This is a genomic window from Bradyrhizobium sp. Ses1, assembly GCF_059512365.1.
In genome coordinates, this window is sequence record NZ_JCAMOQ010000038.1 from 26,328 (window position 1) to 51,107 (window position 24,780).

Annotated in this window: 24 protein-coding genes and 1 pseudogene; 19 read left to right on the top strand and 6 right to left on the bottom strand. The window is 63.7% G+C overall.

What is annotated here, in order from left to right; genetic code table 11:
• The first annotated feature begins 30 nt into the window (after positions 1-30).
• The 8 genes and pseudogenes from AC5ZG5_RS31880 to AC5ZG5_RS31915 all read left to right on the top strand — a co-directional run bounded on the left by AC5ZG5_RS31880 (position 31) and on the right by AC5ZG5_RS31915 (position 5,207).
• Positions 31-801 (top strand): SDR family NAD(P)-dependent oxidoreductase, encoded by a 771-nt coding sequence (locus AC5ZG5_RS31880; protein WP_456645186.1) that lies wholly within the window; start codon positions 31-33, stop codon positions 799-801.
• A 165-nt stretch (positions 802-966) separates the two neighbouring features.
• A complete protein-coding gene (locus AC5ZG5_RS31885) occupies positions 967-2,244 on the top strand; it encodes a cystathionine gamma-synthase family protein (protein ID WP_456645185.1) in 1,278 nt (425 codons plus the stop codon).
• 160 nt (positions 2,245-2,404) lie between these two features.
• Positions 2,405-3,355, top strand: a complete 951-nt coding sequence (locus AC5ZG5_RS31890) for a c-type cytochrome (RefSeq protein WP_028163301.1) — start codon at positions 2,405-2,407, stop codon at positions 3,353-3,355.
• Between the two features lie 70 nt (positions 3,356-3,425).
• Positions 3,426-3,617 carry a hypothetical protein gene (locus AC5ZG5_RS31895; protein ID WP_456645184.1) on the top strand — a complete coding sequence of 64 codons (192 nt, stop codon included), beginning with the start codon at positions 3,426-3,428 and terminating at the stop codon, positions 3,615-3,617.
• Between the two features lie 201 nt (positions 3,618-3,818).
• Positions 3,819-4,264 (top strand): annotated as a pseudogene (locus AC5ZG5_RS31900) (baeRF12 domain-containing protein).
• 66 nt (positions 4,265-4,330) lie between these two features.
• Positions 4,331-4,504, top strand: coding sequence for a hypothetical protein (locus AC5ZG5_RS31905; RefSeq protein ID WP_155255129.1), 174 nt, complete (start codon positions 4,331-4,333; stop codon positions 4,502-4,504).
• A gap of 119 nt (positions 4,505-4,623) precedes the next feature.
• Positions 4,624-4,788, top strand: coding sequence for a hypothetical protein (locus AC5ZG5_RS31910; protein ID WP_456645183.1), 165 nt, complete (start codon positions 4,624-4,626; stop codon positions 4,786-4,788).
• Between the two features lie 206 nt (positions 4,789-4,994).
• Positions 4,995-5,207: a hypothetical protein gene (locus AC5ZG5_RS31915; protein WP_456645182.1), complete on the top strand. Its 213-nt coding sequence runs from the start codon at positions 4,995-4,997 to the stop codon at positions 5,205-5,207.
• 68 nt (positions 5,208-5,275) lie between these two features.
• Here the strand turns inward: AC5ZG5_RS31915 and AC5ZG5_RS31920 are convergent, their stop codons facing one another.
• On the bottom strand, positions 5,276-5,659 hold the full coding sequence (locus tag AC5ZG5_RS31920; protein ID WP_456671231.1) for a BA14K family protein: 384 nt from the start codon (positions 5,657-5,659) through the stop codon (positions 5,276-5,278).
• A gap of 355 nt (positions 5,660-6,014) precedes the next feature.
• Between AC5ZG5_RS31920 and AC5ZG5_RS31925 the strand changes: the two genes are divergently transcribed.
• From AC5ZG5_RS31925 to cutA, 5 genes are all read left to right on the top strand, one after another.
• Positions 6,015-6,986 (top strand): isopenicillin N synthase family dioxygenase, encoded by a 972-nt coding sequence (locus AC5ZG5_RS31925; RefSeq protein ID WP_456645181.1) that lies wholly within the window; start codon positions 6,015-6,017, stop codon positions 6,984-6,986.
• A gap of 12 nt (positions 6,987-6,998) precedes the next feature.
• Positions 6,999-7,763, top strand: a complete 765-nt coding sequence (locus tag AC5ZG5_RS31930; RefSeq protein ID WP_456645180.1) for an alpha/beta fold hydrolase — start codon at positions 6,999-7,001, stop codon at positions 7,761-7,763.
• 138 nt (positions 7,764-7,901) lie between these two features.
• A complete protein-coding gene (locus AC5ZG5_RS31935; protein ID WP_456645179.1) occupies positions 7,902-8,780 on the top strand; it encodes an FAD binding domain-containing protein in 879 nt (292 codons plus the stop codon).
• Complete coding sequence (locus tag AC5ZG5_RS31940) at positions 8,780-9,307, top strand: (2Fe-2S)-binding protein (protein ID WP_456645178.1); 528 nt, start codon at positions 8,780-8,782, stop codon at positions 9,305-9,307. Before AC5ZG5_RS31935 ends, AC5ZG5_RS31940 begins: the two co-directional genes overlap by 1 nt.
• The gene (gene cutA, locus AC5ZG5_RS31945; RefSeq protein ID WP_456645177.1) at positions 9,307-11,700 is read left to right on the top strand and encodes an aerobic carbon-monoxide dehydrogenase large subunit; all 2,394 of its coding nucleotides are present in this window, start codon (positions 9,307-9,309) and stop codon (positions 11,698-11,700) included. Before AC5ZG5_RS31940 ends, cutA begins: the two co-directional genes overlap by 1 nt.
• A 135-nt stretch (positions 11,701-11,835) precedes the next feature.
• On the opposite strand, the gene AC5ZG5_RS31950 is transcribed toward cutA, so the two are convergent.
• Genes AC5ZG5_RS31950 through AC5ZG5_RS31965 form a run of 4 tightly spaced genes read right to left on the bottom strand, consistent with a single transcriptional unit; the run spans position 11,836 to position 16,479 of the window.
• A complete protein-coding gene (locus AC5ZG5_RS31950) occupies positions 11,836-12,771 on the bottom strand; it encodes an ABC transporter permease (RefSeq protein ID WP_456645176.1) in 936 nt (311 codons plus the stop codon).
• A gap of 10 nt (positions 12,772-12,781) precedes the next feature.
• Positions 12,782-13,858: an ABC transporter permease gene (locus AC5ZG5_RS31955; protein ID WP_456645175.1), complete on the bottom strand. Its 1,077-nt coding sequence runs from the start codon at positions 13,856-13,858 to the stop codon at positions 12,782-12,784.
• A 22-nt stretch (positions 13,859-13,880) separates the two neighbouring features.
• Positions 13,881-15,383, bottom strand: coding sequence for an ABC transporter ATP-binding protein (locus tag AC5ZG5_RS31960; protein ID WP_456645174.1), 1,503 nt, complete (start codon positions 15,381-15,383; stop codon positions 13,881-13,883).
• Between the two features lie 16 nt (positions 15,384-15,399).
• Positions 15,400-16,479, bottom strand: coding sequence for a BMP family ABC transporter substrate-binding protein (locus tag AC5ZG5_RS31965; RefSeq protein WP_456645173.1), 1,080 nt, complete (start codon positions 16,477-16,479; stop codon positions 15,400-15,402).
• A 399-nt stretch (positions 16,480-16,878) separates the two neighbouring features.
• Between AC5ZG5_RS31965 and AC5ZG5_RS31970 the strand changes: the two genes are divergently transcribed.
• The 5 genes from AC5ZG5_RS31970 to AC5ZG5_RS31990 all read left to right on the top strand — a co-directional run bounded on the left by AC5ZG5_RS31970 (position 16,879) and on the right by AC5ZG5_RS31990 (position 23,641).
• Positions 16,879-17,553, top strand: coding sequence for a cysteine hydrolase family protein (locus tag AC5ZG5_RS31970; protein WP_456645172.1), 675 nt, complete (start codon positions 16,879-16,881; stop codon positions 17,551-17,553).
• A gap of 167 nt (positions 17,554-17,720) precedes the next feature.
• Positions 17,721-18,575: an FAD binding domain-containing protein gene (locus AC5ZG5_RS31975; RefSeq protein WP_456645171.1), complete on the top strand. Its 855-nt coding sequence runs from the start codon at positions 17,721-17,723 to the stop codon at positions 18,573-18,575.
• Positions 18,572-20,887: a xanthine dehydrogenase family protein molybdopterin-binding subunit gene (locus AC5ZG5_RS31980; RefSeq protein ID WP_456645170.1), complete on the top strand. Its 2,316-nt coding sequence runs from the start codon at positions 18,572-18,574 to the stop codon at positions 20,885-20,887. Before AC5ZG5_RS31975 ends, AC5ZG5_RS31980 begins: the two co-directional genes overlap by 4 nt.
• Positions 20,880-21,368 carry a (2Fe-2S)-binding protein gene (locus tag AC5ZG5_RS31985; RefSeq protein WP_456645169.1) on the top strand — a complete coding sequence of 163 codons (489 nt, stop codon included), beginning with the start codon at positions 20,880-20,882 and terminating at the stop codon, positions 21,366-21,368. Before AC5ZG5_RS31980 ends, AC5ZG5_RS31985 begins: the two co-directional genes overlap by 8 nt.
• On the top strand, positions 21,365-23,641 hold the full coding sequence (locus AC5ZG5_RS31990) for a xanthine dehydrogenase family protein molybdopterin-binding subunit (RefSeq protein WP_456645168.1): 2,277 nt from the start codon (positions 21,365-21,367) through the stop codon (positions 23,639-23,641). Before AC5ZG5_RS31985 ends, AC5ZG5_RS31990 begins: the two co-directional genes overlap by 4 nt.
• A gap of 10 nt (positions 23,642-23,651) precedes the next feature.
• On the opposite strand, the gene AC5ZG5_RS31995 is transcribed toward AC5ZG5_RS31990, so the two are convergent.
• Positions 23,652-24,272 carry a helix-turn-helix domain-containing protein gene (locus tag AC5ZG5_RS31995; protein ID WP_028163319.1) on the bottom strand — a complete coding sequence of 207 codons (621 nt, stop codon included), beginning with the start codon at positions 24,270-24,272 and terminating at the stop codon, positions 23,652-23,654.
• A gap of 181 nt (positions 24,273-24,453) precedes the next feature.
• On the opposite strand from AC5ZG5_RS31995, the gene AC5ZG5_RS32000 reads away from it, so the two are divergent.
• On the top strand, positions 24,454-24,777 hold the full coding sequence (locus AC5ZG5_RS32000; protein WP_196237252.1) for a cupin domain-containing protein: 324 nt from the start codon (positions 24,454-24,456) through the stop codon (positions 24,775-24,777).
• Positions 24,778-24,780 lie beyond the last annotated feature (3 nt).

A 24,780-nucleotide genomic window follows, 5' to 3' on the forward strand; every position in this document is an offset into this window, starting at 1 on the left:
CGTTAAATCCAACAAGAAGAGAAGACGATCATGCGTTTGGCAAACAAGCTCGCGGTGGTAACGGCCGCCGCATCCGGGATGGGACGTGCCGGTGTCGAGGTCTTCCTGAGGGAAGGGGCCAAGGTCGTCGCCGTCGATATCAACCGCGATGCGCTGGCACAGCTCTCCGCGGACATGCGTGCCAAGGGCTACACCATCGAAACGCTTCAGGCGGATCTGTCACGGCCGGAAGAAACGCGACGGTCGGTGAACGATGCGGCGCCGCTATTGGGCGGCATCGACGTGATGTGGGCTCATGCCGGAATTCCCGGCCCGGCCGGCGTGGAGAATCTCGATCTGGCGGCCTATGAAGCCGCGATGGCGCTCAACGTCACGTCCGCCACCTTGGCAGCGGGCGAAGTGATTGGGCATATGCGCAAGCGGGGCGGTGGATCGCTGATCTTCACGGCATCCGTCTCGGGACTGGTCGGCTCGATGTTCAGCCCGGTCTATTCAGCGGCGAAATTCGCGGTGGTCGGGCTGACCAAGTCGTTGGCGCAACGCTTTGCCGCGGACAATGTGCGCGTCAACGTCGTTTGCCCCGGGCTTGCAGATACGCCCATGAAGACTGGATTCACGGGGCGTTCGGGTGATCCTGCCGAGGCCGCCGCCAATCAGGCGCGCCTGCTCGCGTCCGTGCCGATGGGACGGCTCTGCAAGGCGGAGGAAGTCGCGCATGCGGCGCTTTGGCTGGCATCTGATGAAGCTTCGTTCGTGACCGGCGTTGCGCTTCCGATCGATGGCGGATTCACGGCTCGCTGAGTTCTGACGATCAGAACGAGGGCGGATGGCTTGCGATTGTGCCATCCGCCGAATTATGCCCGCATCGACGGGCTCGATCTGGCCATTCTGGCGTTATAGCCATAGGAGACTTTCATACCGCCGTAGACAGGCGCCGGGTAAGGTGTTCCCCCAAAGGAGCGAGCCATGGTGAAACCGACGAAGACGCGCATTGGCAACCACACCCTGCACCCGGAAACGCTGATGCTGAACTACGGCTATGATCCGCAATTGTCGGAGGGAGCCGTCAAACCCCCGGTCTTCCTGACCTCGACCTTCGTCTTCAAGACGGCGGAAGACGGCAAGGACTTCTTCGATTTCGTCGCGGGCCGGCGCGAACCGCCGGAGGGGATGGGCGCGGGCCTGGTCTACTCGCGGTTCAATCATCCCAACAGCGAGATCGTGGAGGACAGGCTCGCCGTCTACGAGCGCACCGAGAACTGCGCGCTGTTCTCGTCCGGCATGGCGGCGATTTCGACGACGATCCTGGCCTTCGCACGCCCTGGCGATGTGATCCTGCATTCCCAACCGCTGTATGGCGGGACGGAAACGCTGTTTGCGAACACGCTTGCGAAGCTCTCCATCGGTGCCGTGGGCTTCGCCGATGGCCTCGATGAGGCCGCGGTCAGGCACGCGGCGGAGGACGCCATGCGCAGGGGCCGAGTGACGATGATCTTCATCGAAACCCCGGCAAATCCCACCAATGGCCTGGTCGATATCGCGATGATCCGCCGTATCGCCGAGCTGATCGGCGAGGTCCAGGGCCACACGCCGATCATCGCATGCGACAATACGCTGCTCGGGCCGTTGTTTCAGCGGCCGATCGAGCATGGTGCTGATCTATCGTTGTACTCGCTGACCAAATATGTCGGAGGCCATTCCGACCTGATCGCCGGTGCTGCGCTCGGTTCAAAAGCTTTGATGAAGGACATCAGGGCGTTGCGAGGCGCGATCGGCACCCAACTGGATCCCCATTCCTGCTGGATGATCAGCCGGTCGCTCGAAACCCTGAGCCTGCGGATGGAAAAGGCTGACAGAAATGCGCACCTTGTGGCGGATTATCTGCGCGATCATCCCAAAGTGGAGCGCGTCCATTATCTTGCCCACCACGCCGAGGATTCCGCGGCCGGCCGTCTGTTCGCGAGGCAATGCAGCGGAGCAGGCTCCACGTTCTCATTCGATATTGTCGGCGGCCAGACGGCTGCATTCAAATTCCTGAATGCGCTAAAAATCCTGAAACTGGCAGTGAGCCTGGGCGGCACCGAGTCGCTTGCCAGCCATCCCGCTACCATGACCCACTCGGGCGTCCCGTCCGACATCCGTCAAAGGATAGGCGTGCTCGACTCCACGATCCGGTTGTCTGTTGGCATCGAGCACCCTTCCGATCTGATCGCGGATATCGCGCAAGCTTTGATCGCGGCATAGGTGCGACGCAACGGGAGGCGCTGGCTCAGCAGCGATGCCGTGCACGTTACGCCTGTAACACGATAGGCCGGTCTCGAAATTATTTCGTATCGCGCGCCCCATAGCGTCTGCAGCGGTCGACATTTCATCGTCGAACGCATTGATTTGGGGGCAATACAGAATGTTCGAATGGCTCGAGCCCGCGGCGTTGATCGTCATAGCGGGATTGCTGGCATGCTCAGGTATTCGTAACTGGCGATCGAAGAAACCAATTGTCAAATGGGGCGGAGCAGGTTTGGCGGCTTTGGCTTCCGTCATTGCTTTCTCGATCAGCGTGCTGCTGACCATCGGGCTATTCAAGCTGCACGCGCGCAGCGCGCCAAGCGTGGACGTGAAGGTTGCAGGGACCGCGGAGCAAATCCGGCGCGGCCAGACGATCGCGGACAGCTTTTGCAGCGGCTGCCATACAAGGACCGACACGCTCACCGGCGGCGCGGATCTCGGTAAGGATATCTCGTTGCCGATCGGTTCGTTTATAGCCGCCAACCTCACGCCGGTCGGGCAATTAAGCCGGTGGTCGGACGGCGATATTTTCCGCGCCATTCGCAACGGGGTCGATCCCGAAGGGTATTGGCTGGTCATCATGTCCTACACCAACGCCGGAAAGCTGAGCGACGAGGACACCAAAGCGGTGATTGCCTATCTCCGCAGTCTGCCTGCTGCAGGAGAAAAGACGAGAAATCCGGCCGATCGTCTCACGATGCTGGGCATCGCGATGTTGGGCGCTGGCATGCTGCCAGCAGGCAAGCCCGTCTCAACAGACCATGTGACCGCGCCACCAAAAGGCCCCACGTCTCGATACGGCGAATATCTCATTTCGTATCAGGACTGCCGCGAATGCCATGGCAAAGATCTGACCGGTGGCAAACCCGGCCAGCTCGCCCCGCTAGGGCCCGATCTCAATGTCGTCAAGGGGTGGAAATTCCAGGAATTCGTCGCCACCATGCGCACTGGTGTCGATCCGAACGGACATACCCTCGGCAATCGGATGCCGTGGCAGCCGATCGGCAGGATGGAAGATGAAGACCTTCGCGCTGTCTATGAGTATCTAACACATCTGCCCGCAGCCTGAACAATTCCGTGCGGCGCTCGCATCCTTAGAATGAGGGCTAGCTTTTCGGGGTTGAATCCGCGCCCAGCAGTTGGCCGGTCTTGCGGCTGAGAAAATGCAGTCGCGTGCAGGCAGGGCAGCTTACCGCCGTGAATTCGTTCTGATCGGTATTATCATCCTCGTCCAGGCTGTGCTGAACGTTGAGATGGGTATTGGGGCAGACGAAGATGAAATGTCTCATCCGCTCTTTGTCGAAGATCTGGAATCGGACGATTTGATCTAGCGCAAGGTTTTAGCCCCCCGGAAGCGCAATGCCTCCACGGCCGGCACCGTCCTATGGCGCGCGATCTATCCGGATGGTTTGATCCAGAACAAACGGCGGAGAAAAGCTCCGAGATAGCCTGTCGTCGTTGTTGAATTGTGCGCGGCTACGGCCTCGTTCCGCGCCGTTCGGCAGATTGAAGACAGGTACCGGAGGTTCATCATGGCTAAACTCAAGATTCCGCATGACGCCATCGTATTCGTGGGCGACGGGCGGAAAGCGCTGTTCCTCCGCAACGAAGGCGATGAGAAATTCCCCAATCTGAAGACCGAGCAGGTCTTTGAGCGGCAAAATTCCTCGACCCATGATCAGGGCAGCGAGCGGCCCGGACGCACGAGGAAGCCCGGTTCGGGGCAGCGAAGTACGGTCGAGCCGGTAGACTGGCATGATCTCGAAGAGCATCGGTTCGCGCGACAGGTGGCGGCCGCCGTCGAGCAGGTCATCCGCAGCGGCAAGGCAAAGGCCCTCGTCGTCGTGGCCCGCCGCGAACCCTGGCAGAGCTTCGAGTTGCCTTTCATGCTGACGTGAAACGGCATATCCTGGCCGAGTTTGACAAGGATCTCACCAAGCATCCTGTCGGCGAAATCGAAAGGCATCTGGTTGGATGATCCGCGGGCGATGCCCGCTGATCTTGATGCATAACGTGTTCTCACGCGTCTCTGCGGGAGACAATGATGTCCGCTGTTCCTCGGAAGCGGGGCGCCGAACCGGCTGATCAGGCCGATGAAGCGCCCGGCTTGATCGATCAGGATCAGGTTGATGTCGAGCGCGATGAGCCGCTCGGCGAGAATGAGCCGGTCGAACGCGATTCCCCTGATGCGCCGGCCTCGCCAGCATTCGAGGAGTGATGTGCATGTGATGCAGTGTGGCTAAGCGTCGCTCGAAATCGTCTGGTCTCTCAGACCTCCATGCGGTAAGACGCAACAATTGTTGTGATGCTCGAATTCCGCGGATGGAGGTTGGTCCCGTGGAGAAATTCATTCACAATCAGAATCTCGCGCTGTTCAAGAAGAAGCTGAACGATCCGCACATCAGCGAGGCGGAGCGCGACGTCGTTCTCAAGCTGTTGGCGGATGAGGAAGCGAAGGAGGGGCTGCTGCGTTCCACCCGAGCGGATCGGAAACCGTCCTGATCCAACGCAATTTTCCGAAAATCACATCGCGCTTTGGCGCTGTTGCAGAAAGTTTGGGCATGGAAGACCGCGTCCGATGGTTCCGCGCTAAGCTGGGGATCTGCGTTGCAATTTCAAATCGGCTCATCGCCTATTCGGCTTGCGCGAGATCAACGCGGGGCCTCGCGGGCTGGCTCAGCTAGCAGAGGAAAAGAGGAGCTACGCGGATGGCGCGCTTCATTGCCCGATTCTACAAAAATGTGCTTGGCGAGAACGGCCAGGTCGGCGATGTCTGCCAATGCACGGTGGATCTCGACGTGCCCGACGACGCGCAAGCAGTAGACGTCGCCAAGCAGAAATTCTGCGAGATACACCGGGTTCGTGACTGGACCCTGCACGCCGATCGGCTGGAGGTGAAGCCGGCCGACTTTCCGTCATAGGCAGGGAGATACCGGGCTGCGTGCTGCGCACGCATCCCGGAATGACGCTTGCGCTCGGCTAGGACTCGTTACGGGCAGGGATGACGGTAGCCGTCGGTGCCGAGATAGGTGCCTGAGGCGGGATCATAGGAGCGGAAGCGCTGCGCGCAGTAAGCTTGTGCATTTGCCGCTTGTGCCTGGCTGGATGCAATGGCACCGCCGATGATGGCGCCGGCGGCGAGTCCGCCAAGCACTGCGGCGCCGGTTCCGTATCCACGTCCATGTCCATGTCCATACCCGCCGCGGTAACCGTAGTGGCGGTATCCGGGACCACCATGGTAGCGACGGTATTGCACCTGCTGTACCGAAGACTCTTGTGCCACGGGGGACGGCGTCATGGGCGCGGCTCGAACAGGTAGGGATGCCGATATCGTCAGCGCTGTGGCGGCGGCCATCAAGAAAATCCTACGCATGTTCACGGCTTGCTCCTTTTCTTGTTTGGTTGGGAACACAACGGCCGTGCTGCCGAACGGTTCCCGGGGACTTCCCGCTCGCGACGACAGAGAGCCAGCGAAGCGTTAACTCCCACTACAAGATTCCGCCCCTGCGGTCATCACAAGATCAGTCGGCCCTCACGTGCGAATATGAAGGGCTCCGTTGCATCTCTGCCGTGTGATCCGATTCGCCTTCGGATGCTTTTTTGAGCCGAAAACGCCAATTTTTGCCGAAACTTTCAGCGCGCATGATCGCGCTCGCCGCGCTACCTAGAAGCGGACGAGGGAAGCGCTTCATGGTCGTGAGGCGGCCGCGCGAAGGAGGGTAACCAACATGCTCGAAGCGGCACGGGTTTCGCAGTCCAGTCTGCCGGTGATCGATATCTCCGGCTTATCGTCGCCAAACCTGTCGGATCGCAAAGCGGTTGCCGCCAAGCTGCGCGCCGCCTGTTTGTACAACGGCTTTTTCTACATCTCGAACCATGGCGTCGACGAAAAGCTCGTCGCCGATGTCTTCGCCGAGGCTGCTGCGTTCTTCGATCTATCGCCCGAGACAAAGGCCGAGGTTGACAAGTCACGCTCGAAGACCAATCGCGGCTATGAGCCGCTGCAGGGCCAGACGCTGGAGCCCGGCGCGCCGCCCGATCTCAAGGAAGGCTACTATGTCGGGCCCGAACATGCGCCTGACGATCCGCGCGTGCTCGCCGGCATGTTCAATCACGGCGCCAACCAGTGGCCGTCGTCGCGGCCGAACTTCAAGCCGGTGATGGAATCGTATCTCAACGTGATGCTGGAGCTGTCGGCCCGGATGATGGGTGGCATCGCGCTGTCGCTCGATCTGCCGGAAGATTATTTTAGGGGTTATTGCACCGACGCGATGGCGACCGTGCGGCTGTTGCACTATCCGCCGCAGCCTGCTGGCGGCAATCCGGACCAGAAGGGCGCCGGCGCGCACACCGATTTCGGCGGGCTGACGCTGTTGCGCCAGGGCGATGTCGGCGGCCTGCAGGTCTGGGACCAGGCCTCCGGCGGCTGGATCCACGCCGACCCGGTGCCCGGCACCTATGTCGTCAATCTCGGCGACATGATCGCGCGCTGGACCAACGACAAATACCGCTCGACGCTGCATCGTGTCGTCAACGTGTCTGGCCGCGAGCGCTATTCGGTGCCGTTCTTCTACACCGGCAACTACGCCCACAAGGTCGAATGCATCCCGACCTGTCTTGCACCGGGTGAACAACCGAAATATCCGCCGATCACGGTCGAGGAGCATATGCGCGCGATGTACAAGCGGACCTACAAGTAGTCCGTCGCCGCCATGACTGCTCCATCCCCGTGCTATACCTTTATCCTGATCCACGGCGCCTGGCAGGGCGCCTGGGCCTGGGAGACCATCGTTCCGCGCCTGAAGGCGCTCGGTCACGAGGCTATTGCCGTTGACCTGCCGGGCAACGGCCACAATCCGCTGCCACCCGAACAGGTCAATCTCGAGCGCTACGCCGCGCATGTTGTCGACATCATCGACAGGACCAAAGGTCCGATCATCATTGTCGGGCACAGCATGGGCGGCACGGCGGCCGCGCAGGCCTGCGAGTTGCGCCCCGAACGGATCGCGCTCGCGATCTTCCTCTGCGCATTCATGCTGCCTGACGGGATGTCCGTGCTGCAGTTCTACGAGCGCTATCTGGAGCCGTGGATGCGCGGCGCGCATGCGCGTGTCACCTATGACGAGGCGGGCCTGCTGTCACGTATCGATCCGGCCTCCGCAGTCGAGGTGTTCTACCAGAAGGCGGATCGCGCGTTGGCTGAAGCCGCTGCGCGTCGGCTGACGCCGCAGCCCGAGGGCGGGCGCCGCTCGCAACTGAAGCTGTCGGCGGAGCGCTTCGGCACCGTGCCGCGCGTCTATATCGAGGCGCGCGAGGATCGCTCAGTGCACCTGCCGCTGCAGCGGAAGATGCAGGAATTGTCGCCGTGCCTCGAAGTCTACGGCCTCGACAGCGACCACGCGCCGCAGCTCTCGCAGCCGGATGAGCTCGTTGCACTATTTATGAAGGCGGTTGCCGCGCACGCCCGCACGCTGTGACTGATCTCGCGACCGCGATTCAATCGCGGCGGCCAGATCGATGCTTCATTTGTGGGCAAATGGTGCTCATTTCACTTCGTTGACAGCATTTTCGCGCCACCTATCCTGACCGCAGTTTTGGCGAGCTGAAGAGATCAGATGAAGCCCTCCATCTTTGGCTATCAGGCGCCAGCATCAATCGAAGAGGTAATCAGCATTCTGGCCGGCGATCCCGACGCGGTCGTGCTCGCCGGCGGGCAGACATTGTTGCCGGCGATGAACTTTCGCGCTGCCAATCCGTCCACGCTGGTGGACATCCAGCATGTGGCTGATCTGCGCGGCATCGAAGTCGGCACCGACATCATCGTCGTGAAGGCGATGACCCGTCACCGCGAATTCGAACTCGATGCGGGCGTCGCGCGCGTCAATCCGCTGGTCGCCGAGGTCATGCAGCATGTTGCCCATGTGCCGATCCGCAACCGCGGCACGGTGGTCGGCAGCCTTTGCCACGCCGATCCCTCCGCCGAAATGCCGATGCTGCTGGTGCTGCTCGGCGGCTCCGTGATCGCGCAGGGGCCGTCGGGGCGGCGCGAGATTGCGGCCGAGGATTTCTTTCAGTCGTTCCTCACCACGGCCCGAGAGCGGGACGAGATCATCACCGAGGCGCGCTTTCCGGTGCTGCCGAAAGGCGCCGGATGGGCCTTCGACGAGGTGACCCGGCGTCACGGCGACTACGCAATTGCCGGCGTCGGCTGCGTTCTGTCGCTTGACGATCGCGGCCATGCGTCGCGCGTGCAGCTTGCGGCGTGCGGCATCGCGGATACGCCAGTGCGCTTGAAGGAGGCGGAGAATATCCTCACAGGCACCGCGCTCGGTGCGTCCGATCTCGACGCCGCGGTGGCGGCCTCCGGTGCGGCCGTGACACAGCCCGACGAGATACATGTGTCCCAAACCTATCGCCGCAGGGCGCTCGGCACGCTGATCCGCAGGATCGTGACGACAGCCGCGCAACGTGCCACGCAGATGGAGACCGCCTGATGGCGCGAACGATGAAGGCCGCGATTCCGGACCGCTCCGCCGATGCTGAGGTCGACGTGTCGATGACGGTCAACGGCGAGGCCGTCAGCCGCAGCGTCAGCGTCCGGATGCTGCTGAGCGACTTCCTGCGGCACGAGCTGAGGCTGACCGGCACCCATGTCGGCTGTGAGCACGGCGTCTGCGGCTGCTGCACGGTGCTCCTTAACGGCAGGGCCGGCCGCTCCTGCCTGACGTTGGCGGTGCAGGCGAATGGTTACGATATCCGCACCATCGAGTCGGTCGCATCAGCTGACGGCACGCTGCATCCGGTGCAGCAGGCGTTCAAGGAGTGCCATGGCCTGCAATGCGGCTATTGCACGCCCGGCATGGTGATGAACATCGTCGCCCGCTTCGAGGAGCCGGAAAAGCTTGATCTCACCGACGAAGGCATCAGGGATTTGCTCTCGGGCAATCTCTGCCGTTGCACTGGCTATCTCAACATCATCGCCGCGGTGCGCCGTGCCGCTGAGCTGCTCGGACGGGCCTGATGTCGACACGCCAGTTCGGAGCGCGCGTCGAGCGCAACATCGATCCCAAGCTGCTGCGGGGCGAGGGGGCCTTCGTCGACGACATTCCGCTGCCGGACGCGCTGCACGTCGCTTTCCTGCGCAGCCCGCATGCGCGGGCGCGGATCGTCTCCATCGACGCATCGGCAGCGAAGCGCCATCCGGGCGTCGCGGCTATCTATACCAGCGACGATATCGGCACTCTCGATGTCGAGATGCCGCTATTGATTCCGCATCCCTCGATGAAGAATCCGAAGACCCAGCGTCCGCTAGCGCGCGGCGATGTCCACTATGTCGGGCAGACCGTGGCAATGGTGGTCGCCGTCGATCGCTATACCGCCGAAGATGCTGCAGCACTGATCGAGGTCGAGTACGAACCGCTGCCAGTCGAGATGGACCTGGCGAAGGCGCTGACCGACGACACGCCGCTTGTGCATGCCGACGTGCCGAACAATCTGGCGGCGCATTTCATCCAGACCAGCGGCAATCCGGACGACGCTTTTGCGCGCGCCGAGCACGTCACCAAGATCACCGTGCAGGTCGACCGTTCGACCGCAGCGCCGATGGAATGCCGCGCGGTTGCGGCGCGCTGGGATGCGGTATCCGGTGAACTCACAGTGTGGGACGGCACACAGGCGCCGATCTCGGTGCGCGGCGGGCTTGCATCCGTGTTCGAGCTCGATGAGGACAAGGTCCGCGTCATCGCCCCCGATGTCGGCGGCGGCTTCGGGCAGAAGGTGCTGCTGTTCTATCCGGACGAACTCCTGGTGCCGATGGCGGCGATGCGGCTCGGGCGCCCCGTGAAATATATCGAGGACCGCCGCGAGAACTTCCTGGGTTCTTCGCAGGAGCGGACGCAGATCCACACGATCGAGCTCGCCGCGCTCAGGACCGGTGAAGTGATCGGCCTGCGCGATTTCTTCCTGCACGACACCGGCGCTTTCATTCCCTATGGCATCGCCGTGGCGCAGGTCGCCTCCACCTCGATCGCGGGCCCGTATCGCATCCCGAACATATTCGTGGAGTTCAAGGCGGTCTATACGCCGACCGTACAGGTGACGCCATATCGCGGCTGTGGCCGGCCGCAGGCCTGCTTTGCCATCGAACGTGCGATGGATCAGCTCGCCGAGGAACTCGGGCTCGACCGTTTCGAAATTCGCCGCCGTAACCTGATCGCCGAGAAGGAGTTTCCCTATGAGCGCGAGGGGCTGCTGTTCGCCGACGGGCTCAAGGTGACGCTCGACAGCGGCCAGTATGGCAAGGCGCTGGCGATGGCTGCAGCCGAGCTTGGCGCGGAAAGTTTCGCCGCCGAGCAGGCGAAGGCGCGCGCCGAGGGACGTTATCTCGGGCTCGGGCTCGCCTGCTACGTCGAGGGCACGGGCCTCGGTCCTTACGAGGGAGGCCACGTCAAGATCCACCCGATCACCGGCAAGGTCTACGTCAACACCGGCCTCAGCACGCAGGGGCAGGGGCACGACACGGTGTTCGCGCAGATCGTCGCGGATCAGCTCGGCGTCAGTCCGCATGACGTTATCGTGGTCGAGGGCGACACCAAGGCGTTCGACTGGGGCGTGGCGACCTTTGCCAGCCGCGCCGCCGTCGTCAGCGGCAACGCGATCCACAAGACCGCGCTCACCGTGCGCAAGAAGGTGATCGAAGCCGCCGCCAACATGCTCGATGTCGACCCTGACCAGATCGAGCTGCGCGATTCCGCGGCTTGGGTGAAAGGCTCGAACCGCTTTGCGCCGCTGGCGGCGATCGCGACCGCCAGCAATCCGCTGCGTTACGCCTTCAACAAGGCGGCGCAGGCGGCAACGCAGTTCGCGCCGGCGAGCAAGCATGACGGGCCGCCGCTCGCGGACGGCCAGGCGCCGGGACTGGAGGCCACCGACTATTACAGTCCGTCCCAATCCACCTGGGCCTATGGCGTGCACGGCGCGATCATCGAGGTCGACCCGGGCCTGTGCACCGTGAAGATCAGGAAGTACGTCTGCATCCACGATTGCGGCAACATGATCAATCCGATGATCGTGGAGGGGCAGGTGCTCGGCGGCATCGCGCAGGGGATCGGCGGTGCGCTCTATGAACATCTCGACTACCAGGCCGACGGCAATCTCGCCAATGCCAGCCTGATGGATTTCCTGGTGCCTTACGCGACCGAGATTCCCAACGTCTCGATCCTGCACCTGGAGACGCCGACGCCGCTGAATCCGCTGGGCGTCAAGGGCGTCGGCGAGGCCGGCTGCATCGCGGTCGGCGCTGTCGTCGCATCAGGCGTGGAGGACGCGCTGCGTCCATTCGGCGCGCTCAAGTTCCACCAGGTGCCGCTGTCGCCGAGCATGATCTCATACGCCCTGGAGCAGGCGGGGCACTAAGTAGCGGCTCGGCCTGTGGCCTCATGGTTCGAGACGGCGCTTGCGCGCCTCCTCACCATGAGGGTCTCAGACCTCATCCTGAGGAGGTCGCGCAGCGACCGTCTCGAAGGATGAAGCCGCGGACAGCGCCACACGTCACCGCCGCTCCTCGCGCACGTGTGGCTGGCCCAGCGCGCCGGGCTCCTGCGTGATGCCGGAATCCTTGGTGCCAACCCAGATCATGACGGCGATGGTCGCCAGATACGGCGTCATCAGCATCAGATATTGCGGCACGCGGATGCCAGCCGCCGCGATCTGCGGGATCAGCGCCTCGATGCAGCCGAACAGGAGCGCGCCGGCGAGTGCGGGCCACGGCGCCCAGCGCGCGAACACGACCAGCGCCACCGCGATCCAGCCGCGGCCGCCGGTCATCCCCGTCACCCATAGTTTGACGCTGACGACCGAGATGTAACCGCCGGCCAGGCCAATCAGTGAGGAGCCGGCGACGATCGCAAAGATCCGATGCAGCGTGACGTTGACGCCGGCGGCGTCTGCAGCGCCCGGGTTCTCGCCGACGGAACGAATCCGCAAGCCCAGCATGGTACGGAACAAGAGGAAGTTGACGGCGAAGAAGATGAGGATGGTGAGATAGACGATCGGATCCTGCTGGAACAATATCCGCCCGATGCCGGGGATTTCCGACAGCGGCCAGATATTCAGCGGAGCCAGCCCCGTCAGTTGCTTGTTCTGCCATTTCGCCAGCGTGCCGACGAGGCCTGTAAAGCCCTGGCAGAAGAACACGACTGACAGGCCCGCGATCACCTGGTTGATGCGCAGCACCACCACCAGCACCGCGAACAAGAGCGAGACCGCGCTCGCCGCCACCATCGCGGCGACCAGCGCCACCGCCGGATAGCCGCCAAGCATAAGGCAGGCGCCCGCACCCGCGAGCGCGCCGACCAGCATCAAGCCTTCCGCGGTGAGGTTCAATACGCCGGAACGCTCGGCGATGATCAGGCCGAGCGCCGCAAGCGCGTAGGGGACCGCCGTGACGGGAGCGTTGGCCAGCCAGTTGATGAGGAAATCAATCACGGTAGTCCTCTCAACGTATCCAGCGGATGCGGTGGCGGATCAGGAATTCCGACGACGCGACCGCCATGACGATGATCGCCTCGATCATCTGCACCATGGTGAAGGGGATCTGGTAGAATACCTGCAGCGTCTGGCCGGTGATGAAGAGCACCGCGATCAGGAAGCCAACGACAGCGACCACGATCGGATCGTTGCGCGAGAGGAACGCGATCAGCACGCCGGAGAACACGTAGCCGTTGGCGAAGGATTGCGTGAGCCGGCCTTCCTGGCTGGCGACATTGACGAAGCCGGCGAGCCCTGAGCAGGCCCCGGAGATCGCGATGATCCAGATCGTCGCCGTCTGCACGGGAACGCCGACCACTTTCGCCATTCTCGGATTGGCGGCGATGAACCGGGTGTAGAAGCCGATGCGGCTGAGATGGATCAACCAGCCCGCCGCGAGCACGCCAGCGATTGCGATCAACAAGCCGCTGTTGACACCATAGCCGATATCGGTCAGCCGCTCGAAGGGACGGAACGGTGTCGATTGCGGGAACGCGGTCTTGGAGTCCTGCCAGGCGCCGTAGAGCAGGTGGAACAGGAAATACATCGCGACGTAATTCAGGAGCAATGTCGCGATGATCTCGTTGACCCGGAAGCGCAGCTTCAGGAACACGACGAGTAGCACCCAGAGCCCACCGCCGAGCGCGGCGGCCATTCCCATCAGCAGCAGTCGCGTGGCGGGCGGGCCGATGTCATAGATCGAGATCGCGGCGGCAAAGATGCCGCCGAAGATCATCTGGCCTTCAATGCCGAGATTCCAGAAGCCGATGCGGAAGGCGAGGCTGGCCCCTAAGCCGACCAGGATCAGCGGCGCAGCCTGGATCAGGACGCCGCGCAGGTTCTCCGCCGTGAGCACGCCGGCAAGTTCGCTCGCGAGCGTCAGCGGCGGGATGCCGGCCACCGCGAGGATCGCGACCGAGATCGCGAGGCCGAGGATCAGCGATGATCCGACGAACACCGCCTGTTTCCATGCCGGCAGGTTCTGGCGCACGTCGAGCGTGAGGCGGCCGAGGCCGCGCGATGCAGCGGGAGTGGGCGACGTCAATGGTTCGGCTCGGCGCAAGATGTCATGCATGGTCGACCATGGCCCGGCCAATCGCCTGACGGTCCGCAGGGCGTTCGAATTCGGCGACGATCGCGCCGCGGGTCATCACTCCGATGCGGTCGGAGAGGCTTAATATCTCGTCGAGGTCCTCACTGATCAGCACGATGGCGGCGCCGCGTTCGCGCGCCGCGATCAGGCGCTGGTGCACGGCGGCACAGGCGCGCGCATCGAGCCCGCGGCTCGGGCTGTGCGCGACCACGACATCAGGCTCGCGGCTGAATTCGCGGGCGATAACGAGCTTCTGCGCATTTCCGCCGGACAGCAGCGAGGCCTTCTGCTTGACGCTGCGCACGCCCTGCACATCGTAGTCCTTCACCGCCGCGATGGCGTCGCGGCGCATCGCGGCACGATCGAGCCTGACAACGCTGCCGTAGCGCCCGGAGCGGATCTGCGCCACCGCGAGATTGTCCTGGATCGGCAGGCTGCCGGCGAGCGCATAGGCATAGCGGTCGGCGGGGATCGCGGCGATCGCAGCTTCGCGCCGCTTGGCCTGGCCGGCACGGCTGATGTCGCCGGCGCCATCGACCCAGATCTCGCCCAAGGAGGGCTCGATCGCGCCGATCAGCGCTTCCGCAAGCTCGGCCTGGCCGTTGCCGCTGACGCCGGCGATGCCGTAGATCTCGCCGGCGCGGACAAAGAAGCTCGTGTTGTTCAGCATGGTGCGGCCGTCGGCGCGCGTATAGGTGAGGGCGCCGACATTGAGCCGGGTCGGACCACCCTGGTGCGGCGTTCGCTCCGGGAGCGCCGAGGTCTGGCCCACCGTGAGCTCGGTCAATTCTTCCGCGGTCGAATGGCGCGGATCGAGGGTCGCGACTGTCTTGCCGCCGCGCATGATGGTCACGACATCGGCGTAGCGCTTCACGTCCTGCAGCTTGTGCGTCACCAGCACGACCGCGGTGCCGGATCGGGCCAGCCGCTGCACGATCTCGAGCAGGCCGATAGCTTCGGCGTCGGTCAGCACCGCGGTCGGCTCGTCGAGGATCAGGATCCTGGCGCCGCCGACCAGCACCTTGACGATCTCGGCCTGCTGCTGCTCGGCCACCGTCATGGTGTCGATGCGGCGATCGGGATCGATGGAGAATTTGAGCGCATCGACCTGCTTCTTGATGGCGTCGCGGATGTCGCGCAGGCCGGAAGCAAAATGGGCCTTCGGATTGGCGAGCAGCACGTTCTCGGCCACGGTGAAAGGTCTGACCAGCTTGAAGTGTTGGTGCACCATGCCGATCCCGTGAGAGCGGGCCGAAGCGGGTCCGCTCAGCGAGATCGGTGCACCATTGATGGAGATCGATCCGGCATCCGGCGCGTAGAGGCCGGCGGCGACGTTCATCAGCGACGATTTGCCGGCGCCGTTTTCGCCGAGCAGGGCATGGACCTCGCCGGAGCGGCTCTCGAAGGACGCACCATCGAGAGCCAGAGCCCCGTCAAAGGATTTCCTGATCCCGGCAAGTTGCAGGGCCGCATTCATCAGAAGCTATGCTCGCCTATTTCTGAGTGATGACACCAGGGACGAACCAGTCCATCTTCCAGAAGCCGGCGTCGTCGAGCGACTTGCCCTCGGCGACGCGGACGGTGCCGGCCGTGTCCTTGATCGGACCGGCAAAGATCTGCTTGCCGGCGATGATGGCGTCGCGCTCGGCCATCACCTTATCGACGACCTCCTTCGGCACCACGCTGTTGCAGCAGGCGATGTCGGTGCCGCCATCCTTGATGCCGGGGAAGGCGCCGTAGGGATTGGGCTCCCAATTGCCCGCCGCGATCTTCTTCAGTTCGGGCCCGAGGAATTTTTCCCAGGTCCAGGCCGAGGAGCACAGCGTTGCCTTCGGCGCGAACTCGCGGAGATCGCGGTGATGGCCGGTGCCGTAGATGCCGCGCTCTTGCGCGACGATCTGCGGCGTCGGGGTGTCGACGTGCTGGCCGATCACGTCGATGCCCTGGTCGGCCATCGCCTGCGCCGCGGCGCGTTCCTTGACCGGATCGTTCCAGGCGCCGGTGAAGACCACGGTCACAGTGGCCTTCGGATTCATCTTCTGCGCGCCTAATTCATAGGCATTGATGGTCCAGTTCACCGGGCCGATCGGATGCGCGGCGACGAATCCGAGCTTGCCGGACTTCGACATCGCGCCCGCGATCATCCCGCAAAGATACTGGCTCTCATAGGTGCGGCCGTAGAAGGATTCGAGGTTCGGGCCGTTGGTGGTGCCGGAGCCGTTGAGGAACGCTACCTTCGGATATTTCTGCGACAGCTCCTTGAAGGTGTCGGAATAGCCGAACGCGGTGCCGATGATCACATTGTAGCCGCGCTGGATGAAACGCTCCGCAGCCGGCGTGATCTGTCCTGCAACTTCAGGCACATTTTCGACGAAGGGAATCTGCATGCCGACGTCCTTCTCGATCTTCGGGCGCGCCTCGTCATAGGCCTGCGTCCAGCCGCCATCGTTCTTCTCGGCGAAATAGAGGAACGCAATCTTGGCCGGCGCCGGGAGTGTGAACCCGGCGGCATAGGCGGCTGCCGCGCCGCCTGTCAGGGCAGCGGCAAGAACAGGGATTGTAGTCCAGCGCATCACGCAAAATCCTCTCGATGTGCGAAAATTTGTCGACCGTTCAGGACGGGTTCCGAAAAAATCTTCGCATTGTTGGAAAAAATAGCACGCCAATTGTTTAGTCACCGTCGAGCCAATCGATGGGCAGTCCCCCTTGCATTCTCTTCGCCGCGCGACCGCGTGCGGTCGCGCGCAGGAATGAGCGAAGCGAGCTTGCTTTCGGCCCGCACATTCCAGTGTGTTGCCCGGCGGCATCCGGTCACGCGCAAGGCGCAACCGAAAATTGGTGTGTGATTGATGTTGGCGCGTTTGCGCGAGCGGCTCGTCGCGGCTTGAATATTGCTTGGCGAGCGCCGATGCGCTGTGATCGATGCGTGCGTTGGCGCGGAACGGAAAACTGCTTCGGCGATAGGAGAAACGATGAAGGCTTATGTGTACGGTGCGAAGCGCGAGCTGCCGCAGGGGTTCGAGGATTTCACGCAGGCCTCGCGGACCGCGATCATCTCCGTCGACATGCACCAGGGACATCTCGCCGATACGCCGGATTGTCCTTGTCCCGCGCCGCGCGCGCGCGAGATCGTGGCGCCGATCGATCGGTTCCATGCTGCGGCGCGCGCGATCGGCGTGCCGGTGATTCATGTCAAATCGGTGCTGCGCAAGGGCGGGGTCGACGACATCGCTGGCATTCCGTCGGCATGGCGGCGCACCTTTCCGCTCTATGTCGGCGCGATCCCGAACTCCGATGCGCATGCGATCGAAGGCTCGCGCTGGACCGAATTCGTCACCCATGTCGAGCCACAGGATCTGGTCGTCGCCGGCAAGAAGCGGCTGTCGCCGTTCTTCGCCACCGATCTCGATTTCCTGCTGCGGCAGATGAACGTGCGCACCGTGGTGCTCGACGGCGGCATGACCGATTGCTGCATCCTCAACGCGGCGTTCGATGCCAGCAATCTCAGCTACCGCGTCGTTGTCTTGCGCGACCTCGTGCGCGGCACCAATGAGGAGATGGAAGACGCCGCGCTGAAGATGGTGTCGCTGCATCTTGGCATCGTCACCGACGCCGCCGACCTGCTTGCGGAATGGCGCGCCCGTTGAGTTGAAACCACCCGGCGCATCGGGAGAAGCGAAAGCGCGGCCACCTGCCGCTCTGCGCTTTTGCCCCTCGGCCCTGGTCCAACCCATGCAGACTCACCGTCCCGAACAGTAGACACCGCAATGAGGTCATGTTAATCAGACTAAATAAAATTGAGCAAGGTTGAAATGTGAAGGCTGCAGCGTTCGACTATCTCCGGCCGGCAAGTCTCGGCGAAGCGCTCGCGCTGCTCGCGACACATAAGGACGATTGCAAGATCCTGGCCGGCGGCCAGAGCCTGGTTCCGGCGATGAATTTCCGCCTGGCGCGGCCCGCTATCCTCATCGATATCAACGACCTCGACGAATTGGATCACCTGCGCGCGGACGCCGGTCAGTTGAAGATCGGTGCGCTGACGCGGCACGCCGCGTTCCATCGGCCGGTGGTCGAGGGGCCGCTCGGCATGCTTCTCGCAAAGGTCGTGCGCCACATCGCGCATTATCCGATCCGCCAGCGCGGCACCTTTGCGGGAAGCCTGTCGCACGCCGATCCCGCCTCGGAATGGTGCCTGGTCGCCACGACCCTTCGCGCCGAGATGGTCGCAAGGAGCGCGCGCGGCGAACGGGTGATTGCCGCAAGCGATTTCTTCCACGGCACGTTCACGACCGCGCTCGAACCCGACGAAATCCTGACCGAAATCCGCCTTCCAATCATGACGCCGGATTGGCGCGTGGGCTTCTACGAGTTCTCGCGACGGGCCGGCGACTTTGCGCTCGGGATGGCGGTGGCGGCGGCCAGGGTTGAAGGCAGTACGATCCGGGAGGCCCGGCTAGGCGTCGGCGGTGTCGCCGATCGCGCGATCCGCCTTGTGGCGCTGGAAGATCAGCTTGTCGGGAAGTCCGCGTCCTCTGATGTCATCGACAGTATCGCCCGCGAGGCGCGCGGCATGATCGAGCCGAGCGGAGACATTCATGCGTCTCCCGAATATCGGCGCGATCTGATCGCCGCTTCTGTCAAGCGCGCATTGACCGAGGCGCTGGCATGAACTGGATCGGCCGACGGCTGCCACGGCTGGAAGATCCGGCGCTATTGAAAGGCGGCGGCAGCTATGTGGCCGATCGTGCGAGCAAGGCGGCTGCCGTCTGCTTCGTGCGCAGTCCGGTGGCGCGCGGGACGATCGTCGATATTGAGGTTCCATCGGATGGAATCATCTTCACCGGGCGGGACCTCGTCGACGTGAAGCCGATCCGGCCGATCCTGCATCGGCCCGATTACGTCGCGATTGGACAGCCGGTGCTGCCGGTCGATCGCGTCAGCTTCTGCGGGCAGGCGATCGCGGTCGTCGTCGCCGACGATCCGGCGCTAGCGGAAGATATCGCCGAGCAGGTGTTCGTCGATATCGACGTCGCGGATGCGATCATCGATTTCGAGGCCGCGCTGGCCCCCGATGCAACGCCGGTGCATCCCGAAGCTGCATCCAATGTGCTGGTCGAAGGGCGCATGAGGACGCAAGGGCTCGATAAGGCCTTTGCGGATGCCGCCGAGATCGTCACGCTGGACGTGCGCTCGCACCGGCAATCGGCGGCGCCAATGGAGAACCGTGGCGGGCTCGCCGAATATGATGCCGCGTCGGGACGCGTCACGCTAACCGCGTCGGTGCAGATGCCGCACATGCTCAGAACCGGCATCGTCGACACGCTCGGCATGCCAGAGTCGGATTTGCGCGTGATCGCGCCAGATGTCGGCGGCGGCTTCGGGCAGAAGATGTCGCTATTCCCCGAATATGTCGTGCTGGTGTGGCTGGCGCGAACGCTAAAGCGGAGCGTCGCCTGGATCGAAGATCGCCGCGAAAACCTGCTCGCCTCCGCCCATGGCCGCGATCAGGCCTTCAGCCTGCACGCGGCCTTTGCCGGGGACGGCAGGCTGCTTGGGCTGGATGCGGATTTGCGTTCCAACATCGGCGCGTTCTCCTGCTATCCCGTGACCTGCGGCGTCGAGCCATTGATGGCTTTTGCCGAACTGCCGGGCCCCTATGATTTCGCCGAATACGGCGTCCGCTCGCGCGGCGTGACCACCAACACCTGCATGATGGCGCCGTATCGCGGCGTGTCGCGGCCGACGCTGACCTTCTCCATGGAGCGGATGATGGATGTCGCAGCGAAACGGCTCGGCATCGATGCCGCCGAGATCCGCCGCCGCAACCTGATCAAGACGTTCCCGCATCGCTCGCCGACCGGCCTTGTCTATGATGAAGGAAGCTATCTGCAGGCGATGGAGGTGGCGCTCGATGCTGCCGACCTGCCGGCGTTCCGCGAACGGCAGGCCGCGATGCGCGAGCGCGGACGCTATCTCGGCGTCGGCCTTTCCGTGTTCAGCGAACGCACCGGCTACGGCACGCCGGCTTATGCCGCGCGGGGCATGGAGATCGTGCCCGGCTATGAGATCGTCGATTGCAGCATGGACCCTTCCGGCGATGTTGTACTGCGCATCGGCTCGTCGCCGCATGGTCAGGGCCTGAAGACCAGCCTCGCGCAACTGGTGTCCGACGAGCTAGGCATCGAGCCACAGCGGATCAGGATCATCTCCGGCGATACCGATGCGACGCCCTATGGCTGGGGCACCTTCGCCAGCCGTTCGATGGTGATCGCCGGCGGCGCATCGAAGCTCGCGGCGGGGAAGGTTGCGGTGAAGCTCAAGACGATCGCGGCAACGCTGATGGAAACGTCACCGGACAACATCGAGTTGAAAGACGGTTGGGCACGGGTCAGCCATTCCAACCAGGCCATGGAGATCGGCGCGCTGGCGCGCGCCGCCTATCACCAGAGCCACCGCTTCAAGGGGCTATTGCCCGGACTGCATGAGAGCGCGGTCTACGATCCCGGCGGCACATTCTCCAATGCCTGTCACGTCGCGATGGTCGAGGTCGACATCGAGACCGGCGGCGTCAGGATCGAGCGCTTTCTCGTCGCCGAGGACGCCGGCGTCCTGATCAATCCGATGATCGTCGACGGCCAGATCACCGGAGGCGTCGCGCAGGGCATCGCGAACGCGCTGTTCGAGGAGATCGTCTACGACGACACCGGCAATCTCCTGACCGCGTCCTTTGCCGATTATCTGCCGCCGACCGCGGCGGAGATTCCGGAGATCGAGATCATGCACATGGAAACCGTCTCGCCCGAAAGCGTGACCAAGGCGAAAGGCGTCGGCGAGGGCGGGGCAATCGGCGCACCGGCGGCGATCGTCAACGCGATCTGCGATGCGCTGGCGCCTTTCGGCATCGAACTGTTCGAACTGCCTGCAACCCCGCAGCGCATCCGTGAGGCGCTGCGCCGGGCCGGAGTGGCGACCTATGCCTGACAAGCGCGACATCACCCTTGCCGTGAACGGCAAGACCTACGCGGTATCGATCGAGCCACGACGGACCCTCGCCGACGTCCTGCGCGACGATTGCGGCCTCACAGGCACGCATCTCGGCTGCGAGCACGGCGTCTGCGGTGCCTGCACCGTGCTGGTGAACGACAAGCCGGTGCGCTCCTGCCTGATGTTCGGCGTGCAGGCCGAGGGCAAGACGGTGCAGACCGTCGAGGGACTGGCCGACGGCGAGACGCTGCATCCGCTGCAGCAGGCGTTCTGGGAAAATCACGGCCTGCAATGCGGCTTCTGCACGCCGGGCTTTCTGATGCTCGCCGCCGGCGCGCTGCAGGAAAATCCGGATATGTCCGACGACGACATCAAGGATGTGCTGTCGTCGAATCTCTGCCGCTGCACCGGCTATCAGAACATCGTGAAGGCGGTGCGGCTGGCCGCGCGCGAAATGCGGGCGAGAACGCGGGCATGAGCTTTGTCGGCCGCTCGCTCCGGCGGATCGAGGACCGTCCGCTGCTGATGGGCCAGGGCGCGTTCGCCGCCGACTGCAACTGGCCCGGCCAGCTTCACATGCGCGTGGTGCGCTCGCCGGTCGCTTTCGGCCGCATTCTCGGCGTCGAGACCGAAGAGGCCGCTGCGCTCGAGGGCGTCGTCGCAATTTGGACCATCGCCGAACTCGACGACCTGCCGCCGATCGATTTCCGCCAGATGGGGCTGGAGCGGCTCGCGCCATACCGGCAATTCGTGCTGGCGCGCGACTATGTGCGTTATGTCGGCGAGCCCGTGGCCGTGGTCGTTGCTGTCGATCCCTATGTCGCCGAGGATGCGGCCGATCTGGTGTTTTGCGATATCGAGGAACTGGAGCCGCAGCTCGATGCCACTGCCGAGCCGGTGGCGTTCATGCCCGATGTTCACCCCGGATTGATGTCCGAGCCGGCGGTGATCCGCCGCGGCTATGGCGATCTCGACGCGGCTTTTGCCTGTGCGCGCAGGGTTGTCGAGCTGGAGGTGAAGATCGGACGTCACACCGGTGTGCCGATGGAGACCCGCGGCGGGTTGTGTGTCTACGACACAGAGAAGGATACGTTGCGGCTCTACGGCGCCGCCAAGGTGCCGCACTACAATCGCGACGCTATCAGCAGGATGCTGGGGCTTGCGGCGGGGCGGCTCGAACTCAGCGAAGGCCATGTCGGCGGCGGCTTTGGCATCCGCGGCGAGCTCTATCCCGAGGACGTGCTGGTCTGCGCCGCGGCGCTGCGGCTGAAGCGGCCGGTGAAATGGATCGAGGATCGCAGGGAGCATCTGCTCGCGGCCAACCATTCGCGCGACCAGGTCTATCGGCTCAAGGCCGCCGTCGACTCGAGCGGATTCATCCTTGGCCTGAAGGCGGATTTCTTCACCGACCAGGGCGCCTATGTGCGCACCCACGGCACCACCGTCACCGATCTCTCGGCTGGTTTGCTGCCGGGTCCTTACGTCATTCCCGCCTATGATGTCGCGGGCCATATCCGGCTCACCAACAAGACGCCGGCCGGCACCTATCGCGCGCCCGGCCGCTACGAATCGACGTTCGCGCGCGAGCGGCTGATCGACGCGATCGCCGTCGAGTTGGGGCTTTCGCCGGTCGAAGTGCGCCGTGTGAACCTGATCGGCGAAGCCGCTATGCCTTTCGATCGCGGGTTCGAGACGCTGGGAACCAGGGTCGTCTACGACTCCGGCAAGTATGCCGATCTGCTCGAGCGCGTGCTGGCGCATCTCGACTATGACCGGCTGCAGCAGCAGCTCACGGAGCGTCGGAGCCGCGGTGAGCTGGTCGGCCTCGGCCTCGGCTATTTCGTCGAGAAGAGCGGTCTCGGTCCGCAGGATCTGGTGCGGATGAGGGTCGACCTGCGCGGCGATATCGAGATCGTCACCGGCGTTGCCTCGGTCGGGCAGGGTGTCGAGACTGCGCTGGCGCAGATTTGCGCTGAGACGCTGCAGGTGCCGATCGAGCGCATCCGCGTGATCCATGGCCAGACCGACCGGATCGAAATCGGCTTCGGCGCCTTTGCCTCGCGCGTCACCGTCATGGCGGGCTCTGCCGTGAAGATCGCCGCCGAAGCACTGCGCGCTACCGCGCTGGAAGTAGCGGCAAGGCTGTTGCAGGCCACGCCGGAGGCACTGCGTCTGTCGAACGGCATGATCGAAACCGTCAACGGCAGCGCCTCACTGTCGCTTGGCGATGTTGCCGCGCATCTCGAAGAGACGGGCGGCTTGACGGGAGAGGGGCGTTTCGCCTCCTCGCATATGACCTATCCATATGGCATCCACGCCGCACAGGTACGTGTCGATCCCGCAACTTGTGCCGTCACCATCGAGCGCTATGTCGTCGCCTACGACGTCGGGCGCGCCGTCAATCCGATGCTGATCGAGGGGCAGATCGTGGGCGGCGTGGCGCAGGGCGTCGGCGGTGCGTTCCTGGAAGAGTTTGTCTATGACGAGAACGGCCAGCCGCTGGCGGCGAGCTTTGCCGATTATCTAATGCCCACCTGTCACGAGGTGCCCGAGGTCGAGGTGCTCCTGCGCGAGGATGCGCCGTCACCGCTCAACCCGCTCGGCGTCAAGGGTGCGGGCGAGGGCGGGATCAACGCGGCCGGCGCTGCACTCGCGGGGGCCATCGACGCTGCGATTCAAAAGCCCGGCGCAGTCGCGCAGCTTCCGATCACGCCCGGCCGCCTGCACGCCATCCTGCGCGGAGGCCGATGATAAGGGGGCCTCAATCGCGATCGAGGTTGAACCAGAGCGTGCGGACCTTGGTCTTGCCGTGGTTCCAGAGCTTGTGCTTGCGGCGCGAGCTATAGGCGATGAGATCGCCTTGCCGCAGCACGTGCTTGATGCCGTCGACCTCGACCGTTAGTTCTCCCTGCAGCACGAAGCCATATTCGAATCCGTCATGGGTGATCGGATGCTCGGCGCTGCCGGTATGCGGGGCATATTCGTTGACGGCGACGGAGACCCCGCGGCTGCGGTCTTCCCGCATCAGCCGCCGCACGACATGCTGCGCGGTCTCGACCACGCGCGCCTCGGACGCGCGCACCACGATCTTCTCCTCGGCAAGGCTGCCGCTGACGAGCAGATCCGACATCGTGACGCCGAGCGCGCTCGCGATCACGATCAGCGATCCGATCGAGGGCGAGGCGCGTCCGCGCTCGACCAGGCTGAGCATGGAGGTGCTGAGGCCGGAGACGTCGGCGAGCTCCTGCAGCGTCAGTCCGCGCGCCTGCCGCAATTCGCGGATGCGCACGCCGATCGCCGCAAGCGTGTTCGCGGTGGTCTCGGCGATTTCCTCCGACAGATGGGCAAGATCGGCATTCGTGTCGGTCTCGGATTGGCTCATGTGCTGACGCTCCCGGCGCCGTTCGTCCTGGTCTTCGCAAAGAAGACGTTGCGTGTCTTGTGATTTTGAATATACTAAAAACACTTTAGTTTGGATCAAAAAATAGGCGGCGATGGCCAATCTCAGGTTTTCCCAGGTTCGAGTCATCGACAGCGCCGCCGGATGTCCAGAAATACCGATCGTGGAGGGCGAGGGCAACGCGAAGGTTGTACTGTCGCCGCACAATGGTGCCGCGTTCCGCAGTTTTCAGCTGGTGTCGCTGCAGCAGAATGCGCGCACCATCGACCTCCGCCATGCGTCCGACTGCGTGTACTACGTGATCGCGGGCGAGGGCGCGATCGTCGATACGGCCGGCGGCTCGCGGTATGAGGTGGCCGAAGGGCACATGGTCCATATCGACGCCGGCGATCGCTATCGTATCGAGGCGGGCGCAGCCGGCATCAAGGTGATCGGCGGGCCGTGCCCGGCGGATGCCAATCCCAACTCAACGATCGCAGCGAGCTAGACC

What these genes read in the sequence shown, in the direction of transcription:
- AC5ZG5_RS31980 (WP_456645170.1), top strand. Translation starts at nt 18,572, where the DNA reads ATGAACTGGATCGGCCGACGGCTGCCACGGCTGGAAGATCCGGCGCTA.
- AC5ZG5_RS31925 (WP_456645181.1), top strand. Translation starts at nt 6,015, where the DNA reads ATGCTCGAAGCGGCACGGGTTTCGCAGTCCAGTCTGCCGGTGATCGAT.
- cutA (WP_456645177.1), top strand. Translation starts at nt 9,307, where the DNA reads ATGTCGACACGCCAGTTCGGAGCGCGCGTCGAGCGCAACATCGATCCC.
- AC5ZG5_RS31890 (WP_028163301.1), top strand. Translation starts at nt 2,405, where the DNA reads ATGTTCGAATGGCTCGAGCCCGCGGCGTTGATCGTCATAGCGGGATTG.
- AC5ZG5_RS31885 (WP_456645185.1), top strand. Translation starts at nt 967, where the DNA reads ATGGTGAAACCGACGAAGACGCGCATTGGCAACCACACCCTGCACCCG.
- AC5ZG5_RS31905 (WP_155255129.1), top strand. Translation starts at nt 4,331, where the DNA reads ATGTCCGCTGTTCCTCGGAAGCGGGGCGCCGAACCGGCTGATCAGGCC.
- AC5ZG5_RS31970 (WP_456645172.1), top strand. Translation starts at nt 16,879, where the DNA reads ATGAAGGCTTATGTGTACGGTGCGAAGCGCGAGCTGCCGCAGGGGTTC.
- AC5ZG5_RS31965 (WP_456645173.1), bottom strand. Translation starts at nt 16,479, where the DNA reads ATGCGCTGGACTACAATCCCTGTTCTTGCCGCTGCCCTGACAGGCGGC.
- AC5ZG5_RS31995 (WP_028163319.1), bottom strand. Translation starts at nt 24,272, where the DNA reads ATGAGCCAATCCGAGACCGACACGAATGCCGATCTTGCCCATCTGTCG.
- AC5ZG5_RS31935 (WP_456645179.1), top strand. Translation starts at nt 7,902, where the DNA reads ATGAAGCCCTCCATCTTTGGCTATCAGGCGCCAGCATCAATCGAAGAG.
- AC5ZG5_RS31990 (WP_456645168.1), top strand. Translation starts at nt 21,365, where the DNA reads ATGAGCTTTGTCGGCCGCTCGCTCCGGCGGATCGAGGACCGTCCGCTG.
- AC5ZG5_RS31915 (WP_456645182.1), top strand. Translation starts at nt 4,995, where the DNA reads ATGGCGCGCTTCATTGCCCGATTCTACAAAAATGTGCTTGGCGAGAAC.
- AC5ZG5_RS31920 (WP_456671231.1), bottom strand. Translation starts at nt 5,659, where the DNA reads ATGCGTAGGATTTTCTTGATGGCCGCCGCCACAGCGCTGACGATATCG.
- AC5ZG5_RS31960 (WP_456645174.1), bottom strand. Translation starts at nt 15,383, where the DNA reads ATGAATGCGGCCCTGCAACTTGCCGGGATCAGGAAATCCTTTGACGGG.
- AC5ZG5_RS31940 (WP_456645178.1), top strand. Translation starts at nt 8,780, where the DNA reads ATGGCGCGAACGATGAAGGCCGCGATTCCGGACCGCTCCGCCGATGCT.
- AC5ZG5_RS31930 (WP_456645180.1), top strand. Translation starts at nt 6,999, where the DNA reads ATGACTGCTCCATCCCCGTGCTATACCTTTATCCTGATCCACGGCGCC.
- AC5ZG5_RS31880 (WP_456645186.1), top strand. Translation starts at nt 31, where the DNA reads ATGCGTTTGGCAAACAAGCTCGCGGTGGTAACGGCCGCCGCATCCGGG.
- AC5ZG5_RS31985 (WP_456645169.1), top strand. Translation starts at nt 20,880, where the DNA reads ATGCCTGACAAGCGCGACATCACCCTTGCCGTGAACGGCAAGACCTAC.